General features: G+C 38.6%; 18 protein-coding genes and 2 pseudogenes. 14 read left to right on the top strand and 6 right to left on the bottom strand.

What is annotated here, in order from left to right; translation table 11 throughout:
* Nucleotides 1-123: 123 nt before the first annotated feature.
* On the bottom strand, nt 124-279 hold the full coding sequence (gene pirA, locus AC5JMK_RS24600) for an arginine synthesis PII-interacting regulator PirA (RefSeq protein ID WP_495911226.1): 156 nt from the start codon (nt 277-279) through the stop codon (nt 124-126).
* Nucleotides 280-398: 119 nt separating this feature from the next.
* Here pirA and AC5JMK_RS24595 point away from each other — a divergent pair, with 119 nt between their 5' ends.
* From AC5JMK_RS24595 to AC5JMK_RS24580, 4 genes and pseudogenes are all read left to right on the top strand, one after another.
* On the top strand, nt 399-1,208 hold the full coding sequence (locus tag AC5JMK_RS24595) for an SAM hydrolase/SAM-dependent halogenase family protein (protein WP_096673474.1): 810 nt from the start codon (nt 399-401) through the stop codon (nt 1,206-1,208).
* Nucleotides 1,209-1,284: 76 nt separating this feature from the next.
* Entirely contained in the window at nt 1,285-1,941 is a 657-nt protein-coding gene (locus tag AC5JMK_RS24590) for a DUF2301 domain-containing membrane protein (RefSeq protein WP_096673476.1), read from the top strand.
* Nucleotides 1,942-2,311: 370 nt separating this feature from the next.
* Nucleotides 2,312-2,725 (top strand): annotated as a pseudogene (locus tag AC5JMK_RS24585) (DNA-processing protein DprA); the annotation flags it as partial.
* 22 nt (nt 2,726-2,747) lie between these two features.
* Nucleotides 2,748-2,840: a DprA-like winged helix domain-containing protein gene (locus tag AC5JMK_RS24580; protein ID WP_495911225.1), complete on the top strand. Its 93-nt coding sequence runs from the start codon at nt 2,748-2,750 to the stop codon at nt 2,838-2,840.
* 9 nt (nt 2,841-2,849) lie between these two features.
* On the opposite strand, the gene AC5JMK_RS24575 is transcribed toward AC5JMK_RS24580, so the two are convergent.
* Nucleotides 2,850-3,818: a CHAD domain-containing protein gene (locus AC5JMK_RS24575; protein WP_096673480.1), complete on the bottom strand. Its 969-nt coding sequence runs from the start codon at nt 3,816-3,818 to the stop codon at nt 2,850-2,852.
* A 494-nt stretch (nt 3,819-4,312) separates the two neighbouring features.
* Between AC5JMK_RS24575 and AC5JMK_RS24570 the strand changes: the two genes are divergently transcribed.
* Nucleotides 4,313-5,368 carry a DUF3616 domain-containing protein gene (locus AC5JMK_RS24570; RefSeq protein WP_096673482.1) on the top strand — a complete coding sequence of 352 codons (1,056 nt, stop codon included), beginning with the start codon at nt 4,313-4,315 and terminating at the stop codon, nt 5,366-5,368.
* On the opposite strand, the gene AC5JMK_RS24565 is transcribed toward AC5JMK_RS24570, so the two are convergent.
* On the bottom strand, nt 5,369-5,773 hold the full coding sequence (locus AC5JMK_RS24565) for an NIL domain-containing protein (RefSeq protein ID WP_096673484.1): 405 nt from the start codon (nt 5,771-5,773) through the stop codon (nt 5,369-5,371).
* A gap of 119 nt (nt 5,774-5,892) precedes the next feature.
* On the opposite strand from AC5JMK_RS24565, the gene AC5JMK_RS24560 reads away from it, so the two are divergent.
* The 3 genes from AC5JMK_RS24560 (at nt 5,893) to AC5JMK_RS24550 (ending at nt 7,300) form a co-directional block, all read left to right on the top strand.
* Nucleotides 5,893-6,483 (top strand): thioredoxin family protein, encoded by a 591-nt coding sequence (locus AC5JMK_RS24560; protein WP_096673486.1) that lies wholly within the window; start codon nt 5,893-5,895, stop codon nt 6,481-6,483.
* 164 nt (nt 6,484-6,647) lie between these two features.
* Nucleotides 6,648-6,953 (top strand): ArsR/SmtB family transcription factor, encoded by a 306-nt coding sequence (locus AC5JMK_RS24555; RefSeq protein WP_096673488.1) that lies wholly within the window; start codon nt 6,648-6,650, stop codon nt 6,951-6,953.
* Nucleotides 6,954-7,084: 131 nt separating this feature from the next.
* Nucleotides 7,085-7,300, top strand: coding sequence for a hypothetical protein (locus tag AC5JMK_RS24550; protein WP_495911224.1), 216 nt, complete (start codon nt 7,085-7,087; stop codon nt 7,298-7,300).
* Nucleotides 7,301-7,444: 144 nt separating this feature from the next.
* Here AC5JMK_RS24550 and AC5JMK_RS24545 read toward each other — a convergent pair whose 3' ends face one another.
* Nucleotides 7,445-7,993, bottom strand: coding sequence for an NUDIX hydrolase (locus AC5JMK_RS24545; protein WP_495911223.1), 549 nt, complete (start codon nt 7,991-7,993; stop codon nt 7,445-7,447).
* A gap of 275 nt (nt 7,994-8,268) precedes the next feature.
* On the opposite strand from AC5JMK_RS24545, the gene AC5JMK_RS24540 reads away from it, so the two are divergent.
* The 3 genes from AC5JMK_RS24540 (at nt 8,269) to AC5JMK_RS24530 (ending at nt 12,385) form a co-directional block, all read left to right on the top strand.
* Entirely contained in the window at nt 8,269-8,724 is a 456-nt protein-coding gene (locus AC5JMK_RS24540; RefSeq protein WP_096673492.1) for a DM13 domain-containing protein, read from the top strand.
* 117 nt (nt 8,725-8,841) lie between these two features.
* Nucleotides 8,842-10,263: a sensor histidine kinase gene (locus tag AC5JMK_RS24535; RefSeq protein ID WP_495911222.1), complete on the top strand. Its 1,422-nt coding sequence runs from the start codon at nt 8,842-8,844 to the stop codon at nt 10,261-10,263.
* A 136-nt stretch (nt 10,264-10,399) separates the two neighbouring features.
* On the top strand, nt 10,400-12,385 hold the full coding sequence (locus AC5JMK_RS24530) for an amylo-alpha-1,6-glucosidase (RefSeq protein WP_495911221.1): 1,986 nt from the start codon (nt 10,400-10,402) through the stop codon (nt 12,383-12,385).
* 91 nt (nt 12,386-12,476) lie between these two features.
* Here AC5JMK_RS24530 and AC5JMK_RS24525 read toward each other — a convergent pair whose 3' ends face one another.
* The gene (locus AC5JMK_RS24525; protein ID WP_495911220.1) at nt 12,477-12,875 is read right to left on the bottom strand and encodes a Fur family transcriptional regulator; all 399 of its coding nucleotides are present in this window, start codon (nt 12,873-12,875) and stop codon (nt 12,477-12,479) included.
* Between the two features lie 144 nt (nt 12,876-13,019).
* On the opposite strand from AC5JMK_RS24525, the gene purS reads away from it, so the two are divergent.
* From purS to AC5JMK_RS24510, 3 genes are all read left to right on the top strand, one after another.
* A complete protein-coding gene (gene purS, locus AC5JMK_RS24520; RefSeq protein ID WP_017309803.1) occupies nt 13,020-13,298 on the top strand; it encodes a phosphoribosylformylglycinamidine synthase subunit PurS in 279 nt (92 codons plus the stop codon).
* 237 nt (nt 13,299-13,535) lie between these two features.
* A complete protein-coding gene (purQ, locus tag AC5JMK_RS24515) occupies nt 13,536-14,216 on the top strand; it encodes a phosphoribosylformylglycinamidine synthase subunit PurQ (protein ID WP_495911219.1) in 681 nt (226 codons plus the stop codon).
* A 96-nt stretch (nt 14,217-14,312) separates the two neighbouring features.
* Entirely contained in the window at nt 14,313-14,516 is a 204-nt protein-coding gene (locus AC5JMK_RS24510; protein ID WP_495911231.1) for a hypothetical protein, read from the top strand.
* A gap of 106 nt (nt 14,517-14,622) precedes the next feature.
* On the opposite strand, the pseudogene AC5JMK_RS24505 reads toward AC5JMK_RS24510, so the two are convergent.
* Nucleotides 14,623-14,853: pseudogene (locus tag AC5JMK_RS24505) on the bottom strand (IS701 family transposase); the annotation flags it as partial.
* Between the last annotated feature and the right edge of the window lie 51 nt (nt 14,854-14,904).

Below are 14,904 nucleotides of genomic sequence, written 5' to 3'. Positions count from 1 at the left end.
CTAGCGCTGATTCTGAGGACTAAAGTCCTCACTTACAAACTTTAAGATTAAGAAAGCCTGCTAAAACAGCAGGCAGAAACACAACAGAACTATGAACAACCTATGTGCGGTAAACTTTATGGTTTAACCGAAATATTTCATTTCTGCCTCTAGCTGACGAATGAGGTTTTCATCGCCTTTAGCTCTTGCTACTTCCAAGCGATGCTGCAAACTTCTTCTGATGCTTTCTTTGTGGGCTTCTCGTGCTTTTTTCACAACTTCTGTTCTGCTTGTAATCATAGGAATTACTTTGGTCTAAATCATCATTTTTTTATGTCTTGTGATCATAACATATCGAAAATTTAGTTGTTTATGTTACAGAAAAAACAAACTTAGTGATATAAAGCAAATGGGATCACATGTTCGAGAAGCAACAAAATCCGCAATCACTGCTGACTTTACTCACCGATTTCGGCGATCGCGATGTGTATGTAGGTGTAATGAAGGGAGCGATCGCCCAAATTAACCCCAAGCTAAAGGTGGTAGATTTAACACACCAAATTCCACCGCAAAATATTGCTGCTGCTAGGTTTTGTCTCATGGATGCTTATCTATACTTTCCTGTCGGAACCGTACATGTGGCGGTAGTAGATCCAGGTGTAGGAAGAAAAAGAAGGGCGATCGCTGTAGAATTTGCTCATGGATTTTTGATTGGGCCAGACAATGGCTTATTTAGTGGAGTGTTGAGTCACAGTCCTGCTGTCGCTGCGGTAGAACTAACAAATCCTAATTACTGGCGTACTCCAAATCCTAGCAGCACATTTCATGGTCGAGATATTTTCGCCCCTACTGGAGCGCATCTAGCTTGTGGTGTTCCTCTGGGACAGTTAGGAACACAAATCAATCCAGAAAGCTTAGTCAAGCTAGAAATAGCCAAATGCACTCAAAGCGGGAATATGATCACAGGTTGTATTCAATATATTGATCATTTTGGTAACTTAGTCAGCAATATTCCTGGATCTTACCTACAAAGCAAAAGTTGGGGCGTACTTGTGGGTGACAAAATCATACCAGGACGTGAAACTTATGGAGATAGGGAAATTGGTGATGCGATCGCCCTCGTTGGTAGTCACGGCTGGGTAGAATTGGCTATTAATACTGGTAATGCGCGATCGCACTTACAGATGAATTTGGGAGATACCATACAAGTAGTGATCGAGAGTGATTAGAAAGGGACAAGGGGGATGGGGAGAATAACTAATGACAATTGACAATTGACCACTAACCACTAAACTAATTTGACATATGACTACTCAAACAATATCAGCACCAGAAGTTTATCAAGGTCAATTTGGCGAATTTACGATTACTGAGGGCGATCGCAAGGGCGTGATTATTTATCGTAGTGGTTTAATGCTAGCTGCAATTTGCTTTGCTGTGGGCAGTACTTTAGTATTGTTGAATCCTAACCCCACTATTTTCAAATTACTAACACCTTTATATGCCTGTTTCAGTCTAGGACTTGGTATTAGTTTACTCACAATTCATATTTACATGGTGGAGTTGCACCGAGCTTTACAAGTTTTTTGGCTCATTGGTAGTGTATCAGCAATTATCTTGGCAATTACAAATAGTGAGCCTTTAGCTATTACTCTTTACACTCAACCACTGACATTATTGGGTGTTGGTTTTACATTTGCAGCTTTGACTGGTATTTATTTTAAAGAAGCATTTTGTTTCAATCGTCTGGAAACAAAATTATTAACTCCCGTCGTACCTTTACTCTTACTTGGGCATTTGGTTGGTATATTGCCAACACAGTTAGAACAGATTTTGTTAGGAATTTGGGCAATTTTGTTTGTAGTTTTTGCTATGCGGAAGACAGTACAGGTAATTACAGCAGATATTGGAGATAAGTCAGTGTTTGATTATTTAGAATCAAAACGTTCTGCTCAAGTTTAATGCAGAAAAATGTAAAAAATCGACCGAAAAAATTCCCCATCATGCGTTTATTTAAGCGTCAGTATTTGTGGATGCCAACTACCTTGGGATGGGGAATGATTATAACTGTGTTTGTTGTAATTGCGAGTTTTATTTTTCTTCAAATACATTCATTTCTGGTAATTAATTCACCACTTCAACAAAGTAATATTTTAGTGCAGGTGTACGATCAATTATTGATGAGATAGTAGCTTATCTTTATGCTGTAGTCGTGAGTTGGAAAGCGTGATTCAGTTATCAGTTATCAAATTCTATTATTCACTGTTCACTGTAATGACAAATGACAATCAACGCGAGTAATCTTGACTTAATACTCAATGAGGATTGAGAATTGGCAGTTGAAAGTGCGTATTGGCTAGCTTGGTCACAAATATCAGGGATTGGCCCGGTATTACTGCAACGATTACAACAGCATTTTGGCACGCTTCAGGCTGCTTGGAAAGCTAGTCCCGCACAGTTACAAGCAGTGGAAGGTTTTGGTTTTCAGACATTGCAAAAAGTGGTGAGACAGCGATCGCATCTTCATCCTGAACAATTACTCATCCAACACCAAGAACAAAATCCGAATTTTTGGACACCAGCAGATCCAGAATATCCCCGCTTGCTAATAGAGATTCCCAGTCTACCGCCATTGCTATATTTTCGTGGTGAAGTCGAACTTTTAGAAAATTTAGGCGAAACTCCATTAGTTGCGATCGTCGGTACGCGCCAACCTTCAGAATATGGTATCCGTTGGACTCGTCAAAATGATTATCCAACAAACAGGTATGGCTGCAAGTGCTGTTGCTAGTGCGTTGTTGCAATTAGAATTGATGGGTTTAATTTCACAACAACCAGGAATGAGATATCAACGTAAGTGAATGGGTACCTCACCTAGGATAAAGTACTGTTAAATGTAAATCCTGTTTTGTTTTCCCTTGTAAATACCGTTCTTGTAATGGTTGCCATTGCTGCCACATTTGATAACGATTTTCTGCTAACTTGTTAGCAACTGTGGGAATCTGAGTTTCAATTTCTGATTTGAAGATGTTTTCTAGCCACTCAGCCATGACTATACTATCCTGCATAGAACCCAAGATATCTTGGATGCTTTTGAGTTCGGCAACATAAGCTGTGTAATTTTTGCCGTATAAGTCGGTAAATAACTCCATTTGATAACGTATACGTTTGGCTTGTTTTCGTAAACTGTGAAGAGTCTTACCATTTTTGGCTAGTTCTTTTTCTATTTTTTCGCCTTCCCAATTGTGCAATACTACAAGTTGAGATCCTTCAATTTGAGTCCCGACTAGCCAACCTGGATGTAATAAGAAATTACTTACCTCTGGCAAAAGTAAGTCTGGTAAAACTTCCTGCATAGGTAAACATGCTAGTTGTTGATAATTTGGTTCATCTAACCAATCTTTTAACGCTTGTTTGATTGATTTATAACGTTCATCTTTCAACATTGTTTGCACATCTGCAAGTGCATTTTCTCGTTGTTTTTCTAAAGCATCCAAAGCTGTTTGTAGAGATTGCTGTTCTTTTTTAGGTAATTGTGGTTGCGAAAGATGTTCGAGAGTTTCTTTTAATACATCTAAGTCTCGAAGATTACCAAGACGACGTGCTATCTTACCGACATTTTTATCACTTACGACCTTTGGGAGATTAATGGCGATCGCAAATCTACTAGTAACTGTACGTAAGCGACGCATTCCTACTCGCATTTGATGTAATGCTTCTGGATCTTTATCTTTTTTAACTTCTGTTTCCCATTTGAAGGTTTTTTTAAAGTGTTTTTTGATTGCGGAGTAAGCGTAGTGTCCAAGATTTTTAACTGTCGGTTTTGCAGCCAACGTCATAGTAATTTATACACCTTCTCTAGCTATTTTTCTCACAGTCCTATTTGGTTCGTGAAAATTATTTAGGGAATTAACCACATGAGGCAAAAAATGCCGCATATAAAGAAATACAAGAACTTTCACAATTTATCTAGGAGTGCCATATTTAGATATACTTATTGAATCATCATAGCATTAGTTAAAAACTCATGTATGTTATTTGTAATTAAATATAATATTGGGAATAGCAATCCTATATGATTTTTGATAACGCAAAGCCAAGATCCCCGACAACTTTTGCGAAGTCGGGGATCTTGTATTTCAGGAATAATTTAATAATGCTATATATTTGCAAATATTAGCTTTCTGAAGCATAAATATATGATTTTGCTTATAATTTTTTAAAAGCATCTTGATGCAAACAACTCATTAATAATTTAAGAGTTATACGGTATAAAACAATGCTATCATTATAAAATGATAAAATAAACGTAAATAAATCACAGGAAAAATTTATTTTGTTAAATAAGGTTTTACTCACATTTACCGATAGCTTTAAAAAATACCGAGAAGATCTATCGGCAGTAATGCTAACACCTGAAAAGCATTTATGGTTTGGTTCAGATGAGACATCAACTATTGAACGTCTGTCTTATATTGATGCTGATAATTTTGGTGAGCATAAACAGTTTCGTGTAGCAGAATTTATTGATTTACCTGCGCCTGAAAACGAAGAAATTGATATTGAGGGTATTGAGTATAGTGACAATTATCTCTGGATGATTGGTTCCCATAGCTGGAAACGTAAAAAACCCAAACCAGATAAATCAGAGATTAAAAATATTGAGAGACTAGCTGAAATTGAATCGGAACCAAATCGATATATCCTAGCACGTATCCCTTTAGTTGACGGAGAATTATGTAAATCTTGTCCCCATCCAAAAGATGCAAGTGTGGAGTTAACTGCTGCTAAGTTGCAATTAACTGAATACGGAAATATGTTGATGCAAGTTTTGAAAGATGATCCTCATCTAGGATTTTTTGTCACTGCTAAAATCCCTGGTAAAGATAATGGCTTTGATATAGAAGGTATCGCAGTTTCTCAAAATAGAATTTTTCTGGGTTTGCGCGGCCCGGTATTACGAGGTTGGGCTGTAATCTTGGAAATAGAGGTAGAACTTTCTCAAGCTGGGGAATTAACTCTCAAACCAATTGCAAAAACAGACCAATGCTATAAAAAGTATTTTGTATTTTTAAATGGTTTGGGAATTAGAGACCTACATTTAGCTGACAAAGATTTAGTAATTCTAGCAGGACCGACGATGGATTTAGATGGCCCGGTGCAAGTTTACCGTTTGCAAGTTAACATCAACTTGCAAGATGATATCCTACACTACCCTGAATATGTACAAGATATTCCCTTTGGTAAGCAAAATGATCATGCAGAAGGAATAACTTTATTTGAAAATATCACCGGAATACCTTCGCTACTGGTAGTTTACGATTCTCCAGCCAAAACGAGACTGGTGGGTGATGGTGGTGTTACCGCAGATGTGATTAGGTTGGGATAACTAAATATTTGTGGAAATTGCTTGCACTGGACAGGTAGGTATACACTGTTCACAGACGATGCAGCGCGATCGCGTAAATGTCAGTTTACTGGTTTGGGGGTTCAGGGTTAAGGCTTCGGTGGGACAAACCCCTGTACATAACCCACAATGAACACACACCTCTTCGTTTATAGCAATTTCTCCCAAGGTCTGAGATACATTGATGTTTTGCGATCGCATCCACTCTATAGCAGCATCCAATTGATCTATATCCCCAGAGAGTTCTACTACCAACTTGCCAATTTGATTTGGCGCTACTTGAGCGCGGATAATATTCGCAGCTACATTAAATTCTTTTGCTAGTCGGTAGGTAACTGGCATTTGAATGGCACGTTTAGGAAAGGTGAGGGTAACTCGTTTTTTCACGGTTGTGGAAATAGAGATTGGAATTGGGGAATAATTTTGAATTCAGAATTCGACTTTGCCTTTTAAAATAAAACGGTAAACTGAAAACAACACTACTTAATAAGTTTTAATAATCTGTTATGAGTACGGATACTTCTGGGAAATCTCCAGCTAAGTCAGAATTAAACACTGGGACACGGATCAGAAACTTTTTAGTTGCAATAGTGGCGATCGCTCTTAGTGTCACACTAGTTTTGGGGTTGAAATCCCAGACTAACACAGTTTCTCTGACTCAGTTGGGTGAAGAATCTACCCCTTTAGAAGTAGCTTTGACAAACGGTAAGCCATCGCTAGTGGAATTTTATGCTAACTGGTGTACTGTATGCCAGAAAATGGCCCCAGCTATTGCCACATTGGAAAAGCAGTATACAGAAAAAGTTAATTTTGTGATGCTGAATGTAGATAATAACAAGTGGCTACCAGAGATGTTAAAGTATCGCGTTGATGGTATTCCCCACTTTGTGTACTTAAGTGAAAATGGAGAACCCATTGCACAGGCGATCGGCGATCAACCGCGTACTATTATGACAAGTAATTTAGAAGCCTTGGTAGTTGGTTCACCCCTACCGTATGCTCAAGCTAGTGGACAAGTTTCCAAAGTTGTTAAATCAGTACCATCATCGGGTAGTCAAGATGATCCTCGTAGTCATGGTAGTCAAGTGGTGAATTAGAAATCGGTCAATCGATTTTGGATGCGTGGATTTTAGAAAATGGAATTGACCCCACAGATAAATCTGAGAGCTTGTACCCTGCTCGGAATAATCGGTCAATTGTCCATTAATTCGTAAGTGTTAACTAAAATTGATATATCGAAAAAAATCGATATAATTGGAATATGGATAGTAAAGATACTGATATTTTTAAAGTCCTGGCTAATGAGACTAGGTTACAAATTCTGCACTGGTTAAAGGAACCGGAGAGCAATTTTCCCTGTCAGGATATAGATCCTCGTACCGTTGGAGTCTGTGTTAGTAGTATTCAGAAGAAAACAGGTTTGGCTCAGTCTACAATATCTCATTACTTGTCCATGCTAGAAGATACAGGATTAGTTGTCTCAACCAGAGTAGGACAGTGTACTTACTATCGTCGCAATGAAGAAGCTTTTTCTGTGTTTGTGACTCATGTTGCAACTGATATATAAATAAAAGGCTATACTTAGTTGAGGTGAGTTTTTATTTTTTTATATCGAAATTGTTCGATATCTCTAAGATTCAAAATACTGCTATTGTGTAAGTGCGATGGATAGCCAACGCTCTATTGAAGGAGAGAAGTATGCTGGCAAGCTATGTGTTCTTATTAATGATTGGTTTAAGTGCTATTGTTCTGGGAGTAAGAATACGCGAGGAAGTCTATCGCATTGCAATTGTGTTTAGTGGAGGAATGCTTTTTACAATGGGGTTAATATTGGCTCCTTCACTAGTACAAATTGGCTTTGTATTGCTGTTACTAGGACTCATGCAATTATATATTCCTCAACCAAAATTTTAGATAAAAATGTAAATGGATGTGAATAAATATAATCTTGGTTTAAGTTGTTAGTACGGGCGCAAGGCTTTGCGCCCGTACAAGTAGTTAGGAATGAGTTAACTCTGATTTTTTGAGTATAAGAAGAACAAATGCGATCGCGATTATCTATCTATTCAAATTTAAACCTAAAAAAAGAGCCGCAACACTACCCGCGACACAAATTTCTCCTTGGAAGATTTTTTCTAAAACCGATTCAATAGGTATTAAAATAACTTCTATTTCTTCTGTGATATCCAATAGTTGTTCACTTGTTTTAACCACATCTTCTGCTAAAAACAAATGTAATTGATTGGTATCTTTACTAGGTCGATCATATAAAGTTGTTATTTTTTTAATGTTTTTTGCTGTGTAGCCAGTTTCTTCCTGTAGTTCTCTTTTAGCTGCTACTTCAGCACTTTCTTGATTGGGATCAAAACTACCTGCTGGTAGTTCTATAAAAAAATTTTCTACTGCGTGTCTATATTGGCGAACAAAGACAATTTCTTGGTTGGTAGTGATGGCTAAAATTATTGCTACTTCTGGTTTAATATATACAAAATAATCATCTATAATTTTACCTGTTGGTAAGATAATTTCATCTTGTCTCACTTGACACCAAGGATGATTAAATACCAATTTAGATTGTAATAATTTCCATTTTTTCAATTCTTGCATAGATTTTATTTATATGATTTGTGAAAATCGAAGAGCTTAGATCCTCGACTTCGCAGGAGTTGTCGGGGATCTTGTTATTTATGAATTATTTCATAAAATTTAATTTATATTAACACATGAAATATCTTAAATAAATTTAAGATTAAAATCAAATTAAAATAAACTGAGAAAATCATTATAAATATTTTTTAACAAACTCTCAGCTTAAATTAATTTTTTCCGTAATCTCAGGTATTAAATTGTAATTATTAATAAATTCAGAGGATATTATAATAATGAAAGTCAAAAATTTAGCATTGTTAAGTATTTTTACTCTCTTGAGTGTTGGTTGTACAAAGAATATAGACTCTAAGCAACCAGTGAATGAAGCCCAGCCTGTAGCTAGCGCCGAAGTATCCCAACCAGGAACAGGAACCTTTGTTGCTGGTGAACATCCTACTCAAGGAAACGTTAAAGTTGTCACAGAAAATGGTAAACGTTATCTAGAATTAGATCAGAGTTTTAAAACAAGCAAAGGTCCTGATTTGTTTGTGATTTTGTACCGAAATAAAACAGTACCGATATCTGGGATTCAAGAAAAAGATTATTTAAAAATTGCTGCTTTGCAAAAAACAAGCGGTAATCAACGCTATCTCCTTCCTAATAATGTAAAGCTAGTAGATTATAAATCTGTAGTAATTTGGTGTCGTCAGTTCAATGCAACTTTTGGGTATGCGCCTTTAGGTAGTTGAATTTAGTAGAATTGCTAAAATTAGTCGGGAAATTAAGAAAGGGGAAAGAGCGAAAGCAATGCAATTTCCCTTTTCCCTAATCTTTAACCTTTTCCCATAAAAGACTCTTAGATAATAGTGAATATAATCAATGCAATTGGTAGAAAAATTGATACTTTTTCATTAAGGTTACGCCTCACAATTGGTATTGCTGTACTTTCTGCTTTAGGGAATGGTGGTATTGCTATCTGGACAACTTGGAAAATGCAGCAACTTTTAATTAATAGTCATAAGCAAAACATCGAAAATTTGACTGCACGTTTTCCACATGATGTAGAACTGTACAGTGAAATGATGCCACCAGAAGTAGGTTTACAAAAAGCTATTAATAATTTGACAACTAAAAATATATTTTTATGGGTTAAAGGTTCTGAAGAAAAATTTTTAGCACAATCTAGGACTTCAGATAACTTATCTACTGCGAGATTATCTGAGTTAATGTCTATAGCCGAAATGCCAATCAAACCACAGGTTTATCAAATTAATCAACGTTACTTTGTGTTATGTAGTGATGCTTTGCGTGTACGGGGAAAAGTACTGGGAAATTTGTTTGTAGTACAAGATATTACTCGTGAGCAAACGATGTTTTTGGCAATGATACATAGTTTGATGATCGCAAGTTTTTTGATCGTTGTAGTCATATCTGTGGCGATCGCATTTTATGTGCGGCGTTCTTTACAACCTTTGTGCGATCTGAGTCAAATGACAGCAGTAATTTCTGCTGTAGATTTATCAAAAGCACAATTATCTGTAGCTCATGCACCCAGTGAAGTGAGAGAATTAGCTCAAACTTTCAACATGATGTTATCACGTCTGTCTCAATCTTGGGAACAAGAGCGACAATTTGTGAGTAATGTTTCTCATGAGTTACGTACACCTCTAACAATAGTATATGGTTACTTACAAAGTGTTTTACGACGACAGCATAATTTAACAGAAATTCAACAAGAAGCACTAGAAACGGCTGCTTCCGAAGCAGAACGAACCATTCATCTATTAGAAGATTTACTAGATTTAGCACGAGCAGATAGTGGTCATTTACATTTTCATGTCAGGTCTTTTTTGTTAAACGATTTGCTAGTAGAACTAGTAGAAATGTCAGAAAATTACAGTGGAAGAGAAATTAAATATCTAGTCAATACTGAACCGATGGAAGTAAAAGCAGATTATAATCGCCTCAAACAAGTATTGCTAAATTTAATTGATAATGCTGTTAAGTATTCTGAACCAAACACACCTATATTCTTGAATGCAAATCAACAAAATAAAGAAATAATTATCCAAGTTTGTGATCAAGGTTATGGGATTACTTTGCAACATCAATCTCGAATTTTTGAGAGATTTTATCGCATAGATGAATCTCGGAATCAAGCTACTGGTGGTACAGGTTTGGGATTGTCAATCGTGAAGACATTAGTAGAAGGTATGGGTGGGAAAGTATCAGTGCGATCGCGTTTAGGTGAAGGAAGTATATTTACTGTAATTTTGCCAGTCAAATAATCTTGGCTAAATTTTCTATACAATTTATCATCCTTTTACTCTCTATTTTCTTAGCAACTCTTAATTAACTTATCAGTCTGATGTAAAAATCGCGACGGATAATCAAAATAGCGATTCCAAACAGGTATGCAGTGATATGTGCATTGAATTTGGCAGGGAAATATGCGGTACTCTCGATTTAGGAGAGTCACGAGAATGGCTAGTCACTAATGGTATCGGTGGATACGCCTCTGGTACAGTAGCAGGTTTGCTCAGTCGTCGCTACCACGGGTTACTAATAGCAGCCCTCAAGCCACCTTTGGCTCGCACTCTCATGCTAGCCAAGCTGGATGAAACGGCTTTGTATGGCGATCGTATTTACCCTCTACACACAAGTCGTTGGGCTGATGAAATTGTCAGTCCTCAAGGCTACCAACATATAGAACGTTTTAGGGTGGAAGGTACTATTCCCGTATGGCATTTTGCTTGTGCGGATGCGCTATTAGAAAAACGAGTTTGGATGCAACAGGGCGCTAACACTACCTACATACGCTATGTATTACGTCGTGCTTCTGAACCATTACAGCTAACACTCAAAGCATTAGTCAACTACCGGGATTATCATGGCAGTACGCAAAGTAACAACTGGCAAATGAGTGTTGAAGGTGTTCCCCAAGGAATTTGTGTAACAGCCTATCCAACTGCTGTACCACTTTATTTGCTGTGCGATAATGCGAGCGCTATTCCTGCACATAATTGGTATTATGGTTTTAAATTGGCAGCAGAACGCTATCGGGGATTGAGTGACACCGAAGATCATTTACATGCTGCAACTTTCCAAATTACTCTCAATCCTGGTGAAGCTTTGACCTTTGTTGCTAGCACAGATAAGCAACCAGATTTGCATGGTGAAACAACTCTTAGACTTCGCCATGCTCAAGAACAAAAGTTAATCAATCTTTGGAAAATTAACCGTCCTTCCCACGCTAAAGAAACTCCTGCTTGGATAAACCATCTAGTTTTAGCTGCTGATCAATTTATTGTAGATCGTTCCTTGCCCGATGAAATGCATGGCAAAACGATCATCGCAGGCTATCACTGGTTTAGTGATTGGGGACGAGATACAATGATTAGCTTACCAGGGCTAACCCTTTCTACAGGTCGCCCCGAAATTGCCCGATATATTCTCCGCACTTTTGCTAAATATGTCAACCAGGGAATGCTTCCCAATCGCTTTCCAGATGCGGACGAAATACCAGAATACAACACCGTGGATGCTACTCTCTGGTATTTTGAAGCTTTACGAGCCTACTACAACGCCACAGAAGATGATGACTTTTTAGAAGAAATGTTTCCCATCCTAGCAGATATCATCGATTGGCACTGTCGCGGCACTCGCTACAATATCCATTTAGATGCAGCAGACGGGCTGCTTTACGCTGGGGAAGCGGGAGTGCAGCTGACTTGGATGGATGCCAAAATCGGCGACTGGGTTGTGACGCCCCGAATTGGTAAACCGATTGAAGTTAATGCCCTCTGGTATAATGCATTACGCACAATGGCTAACTTTGCTCGCCATATTCGTAAACCCCACCAAGAGTATGACGCGATCGCCGAGCGAGCTTTGGTCAGATTCTCGCGCTTTTGGAATCAAGAAACAGGTTACTGCTACGATGTTCTCGATGGGCCTGATGGTGATGATCCTTCCCTACGTCCTAACCAAATTTTTGCAGTCTCTTTACCTGAAAGCCCTCTCAATCCGAGTCAACAAAAAGGTGTTGTGGACGCTTGTGCAAGAATGTTGCTAACTTCCCACGGATTGCGATCGCTCTGGTGCGAATATTCCCAATATCAAGGACATTATGGCGGCGATCAACTGCAACGGGATAGTGCTTATCATCAGGGAACAGTGTGGGGATGGCTAATTGGCCCCTTTGTACAGGCACATCTGCGAGTTTACAAAGATCCTACCCAAGCACGGCAATTTCTTGAGCCAATGGCGAATCACCTGCACGCCCACGGACTTGGTAGTCTAAGCGAAATCTTTGATGGCGATCCTCCCATGACTGCACGGGGTTGCATTGCTCAAGCTTGGACTGTAGCGGAAGTTCTACGGGCTTGGTTAGCAACTGAAATATCATAAATTCTTAGTGATAACACTGCCAGTCAAAAACACGCTTAATTCCTTCTTATCTCCTTCTATAATATCCTCCACCTCTTTCAACACAGGAGTATCAATCCATTTCTGTTTGATTAATGTGACATTGATTACACAATCCAAAAAACTCTAAGGTATGGTAAAAAATTTTAAAATTATGGGTGACTTGCAATTGTGCTTCTAGTTCATGGGCTGGACACTGATTAATTGGAATCGAAGCCCCACATTGCAAACAAGTGAGATGATGCTTATCTTGCTGCACTAAGCTATAGAGGGCTTCACCGTTAGCCAATGTCCGCACTTGCACCATACCTTCAAGTTTTAAGGCTTCTAAAGAGCGGTAAACTGTTGCCAGACCCATGCTTTGGTCGCGGTTACGCAATTCCACATAAATCTCTTGGGCGGAAATGCCTTGTTTGACGGTTTTGAGAAGATTCAGAATCCGCTCTTGGCTACGGGTGCGTACGGCTTTCATAGACACTATCTTGAAAATAGGGGCAAGGCTCAAGCTATATCTTGGCTGACTTATAGCTTAACGCCAATAATTTGTCATCTTCATTGTCGCTGAACTGCAACATAAAGATATAGTATGAGCGTAGCAGCATTCAGCAAAAAGTCAGTGCAAAGAAAGTATCGAGCCAAAATTTTTGTCACACTCCGTCCTTCAGTTTTAGATCCTGCTGGTGTAGCAGTACAATCTGGGCTGAAGCAAATGGGATACAATAACGTAGAACAAGTGCGGATTGGTAAATATATAGAGGTCACTTTGATCTCACCAGATGAAAACTCTGCGCGTCGAAATCTGGATCAGATATGTGATCAGATGTTAGCAAATCCAGTGATTGAAAATTATCGGTTTGATTTGATTGAAGTGGAATCACAGACTGGAGTGATCTAGGGGATTGAGGATCGGGGATCGGGGACAAGGAGGACAAATCAATTCAAAATTCAAAATTCAAAATTCAAAATTCAAAATTCAAAATTCAAAATTCAAGATTCAAAATTCAAAATTCAAAATTCAAGATTCAAAATTCAAAATTCAAAATTCAAGATTAAGAATTTGTTCCCCGATCCCCGATTCCCAATCCCCGATCCCAATGCCCAATGCCCATTGACCATTGATTCTTGACTAAAAATGAAATTTGGTGTTGTTGTTTTTCCAGGTTCTAATTGCGATCGCGATGTTGCTTACGTTACCAGGGACATCTTAGGACAACCAACTCGCATGGTTTGGCATCAAGATACGGATATCGCTGATTTAGACGTGATTATTATCCCTGGTGGATTTAGTTATGGTGATTATTTGCGTTGTGGTGCGATCGCTCGTTTCTCACCCGTAATGCAACAAGTCATCGAACACGCGCAAAAAGGTAAATTTGTCTTGGGTATTTGCAATGGATTTCAGGTATTAACTGAAGCTGGAGTATTACCAGGAGTACTGACGAGAAATCGGGATTTGCATTTTATTTGCGATCGCGCTCTCTTAAAAGTCATACGCAATGATTTAGCTTGGACACAAGCTTATTCTAGTGGTGAAGTTATCACTTTACCCATTGCCCACGGAGAAGGACGATTTTATGCAGATAAGAAGACCCTAGCAAAACTTGAAGATAACGGTCAAATAGTCTTCCGCTACCAAGGTGATAATCCCAACGGCTCGCTCAAAAATATTGCCGGTATTTGCAATACTACAGGTAATGTCTTAGGGATGATGCCACACCCAGAGAGAGCCGCAGATCCGGCCCTTGGTGGTACAGATGGATTAAAGTTGTTTGCTGGTTTATTGGAGAAAGCAGTCGTGGCAGCAGGAGTTTAGTACATTAGTACGAATTTAAGTGTGTGGATAGGGTATTCCTCGTGTTTGCGAGTCTAAGCTGAGATGTATTCAGTGATGCAAACCGAGGAATTTATTATGCCAGGTGGACACGCTAGCCATAAAGGCACTTCTGCTAAACCCAACGTCAACGCCAATGGACTGACTAATGCTGCTGACGATGCTACGGAAAATCCGCAAGAAGTTGTAGGAAATCGTACTGACTCTTCCAGTAGAGCGGATGAAGCGACGGTAAATCCTGCTGCTGTTGAGCGTCCGCAAGAATCGGATGAGCAAGAGTAGGGTTTTGGCAAATTGAGAATAAACGTAGGGACACAGTATTGCTCAGGACTTACGCAACTGGCACAAAGAGCGGGCGGGGCTTCGCCCCGCCACGCGGTACTTTAAATCAGACCAAACACATACAAACGTCTGGACGTTTTAGTTGCTGAATCAGATAATTAGAAAGCAAGTTGTGCTTAATTGTATAAATAGTTTGACCTGTTTGATAAGCTAAATTTTTAAGTCTAAGCCAAACCAACATTGAACAAGCAATATGATTTCTCTGAAGGCGAGCTTTACGACATTGACATGATTCAATGCCAGTTAATTGTTTAATTTCTCTGTGAAACTCCTCTATCAATATAAAGCATTAAATTATTGACTGCATACCACGTATCCATTAAAACCG

It is taken from the genome of Pelatocladus sp. (genome assembly GCF_059505505.1).
The sequence above is the reverse complement of the archived record's forward strand: the minus strand, read 5'-3'. Positions and strand labels throughout refer to the sequence as shown.

What these genes read in the sequence shown, in the direction of transcription:
- AC5JMK_RS24555 (WP_096673488.1), top strand. Translation starts at nt 6,648, where the DNA reads ATGGATAGTAAAGATACTGATATTTTTAAAGTCCTGGCTAATGAGACT.
- AC5JMK_RS24595 (WP_096673474.1), top strand. Translation starts at nt 399, where the DNA reads ATGTTCGAGAAGCAACAAAATCCGCAATCACTGCTGACTTTACTCACC.
- AC5JMK_RS24545 (WP_495911223.1), bottom strand. Translation starts at nt 7,993, where the DNA reads ATGCAAGAATTGAAAAAATGGAAATTATTACAATCTAAATTGGTATTT.
- AC5JMK_RS24575 (WP_096673480.1), bottom strand. Translation starts at nt 3,818, where the DNA reads ATGACGTTGGCTGCAAAACCGACAGTTAAAAATCTTGGACACTACGCT.
- AC5JMK_RS24530 (WP_495911221.1), top strand. Translation starts at nt 10,400, where the DNA reads ATGTGCATTGAATTTGGCAGGGAAATATGCGGTACTCTCGATTTAGGA.
- AC5JMK_RS24540 (WP_096673492.1), top strand. Translation starts at nt 8,269, where the DNA reads ATGAAAGTCAAAAATTTAGCATTGTTAAGTATTTTTACTCTCTTGAGT.
- AC5JMK_RS24510 (WP_495911231.1), top strand. Translation starts at nt 14,313, where the DNA reads ATGCCAGGTGGACACGCTAGCCATAAAGGCACTTCTGCTAAACCCAAC.
- AC5JMK_RS24560 (WP_096673486.1), top strand. Translation starts at nt 5,893, where the DNA reads ATGAGTACGGATACTTCTGGGAAATCTCCAGCTAAGTCAGAATTAAAC.
- AC5JMK_RS24590 (WP_096673476.1), top strand. Translation starts at nt 1,285, where the DNA reads ATGACTACTCAAACAATATCAGCACCAGAAGTTTATCAAGGTCAATTT.
- pirA (WP_495911226.1), bottom strand. Translation starts at nt 279, where the DNA reads ATGATTACAAGCAGAACAGAAGTTGTGAAAAAAGCACGAGAAGCCCAC.
- AC5JMK_RS24525 (WP_495911220.1), bottom strand. Translation starts at nt 12,875, where the DNA reads ATGAAAGCCGTACGCACCCGTAGCCAAGAGCGGATTCTGAATCTTCTC.
- AC5JMK_RS24550 (WP_495911224.1), top strand. Translation starts at nt 7,085, where the DNA reads ATGCTGGCAAGCTATGTGTTCTTATTAATGATTGGTTTAAGTGCTATT.
- AC5JMK_RS24580 (WP_495911225.1), top strand. Translation starts at nt 2,748, where the DNA reads ATGGCTGCAAGTGCTGTTGCTAGTGCGTTGTTGCAATTAGAATTGATG.
- purQ (WP_495911219.1), top strand. Translation starts at nt 13,536, where the DNA reads ATGAAATTTGGTGTTGTTGTTTTTCCAGGTTCTAATTGCGATCGCGAT.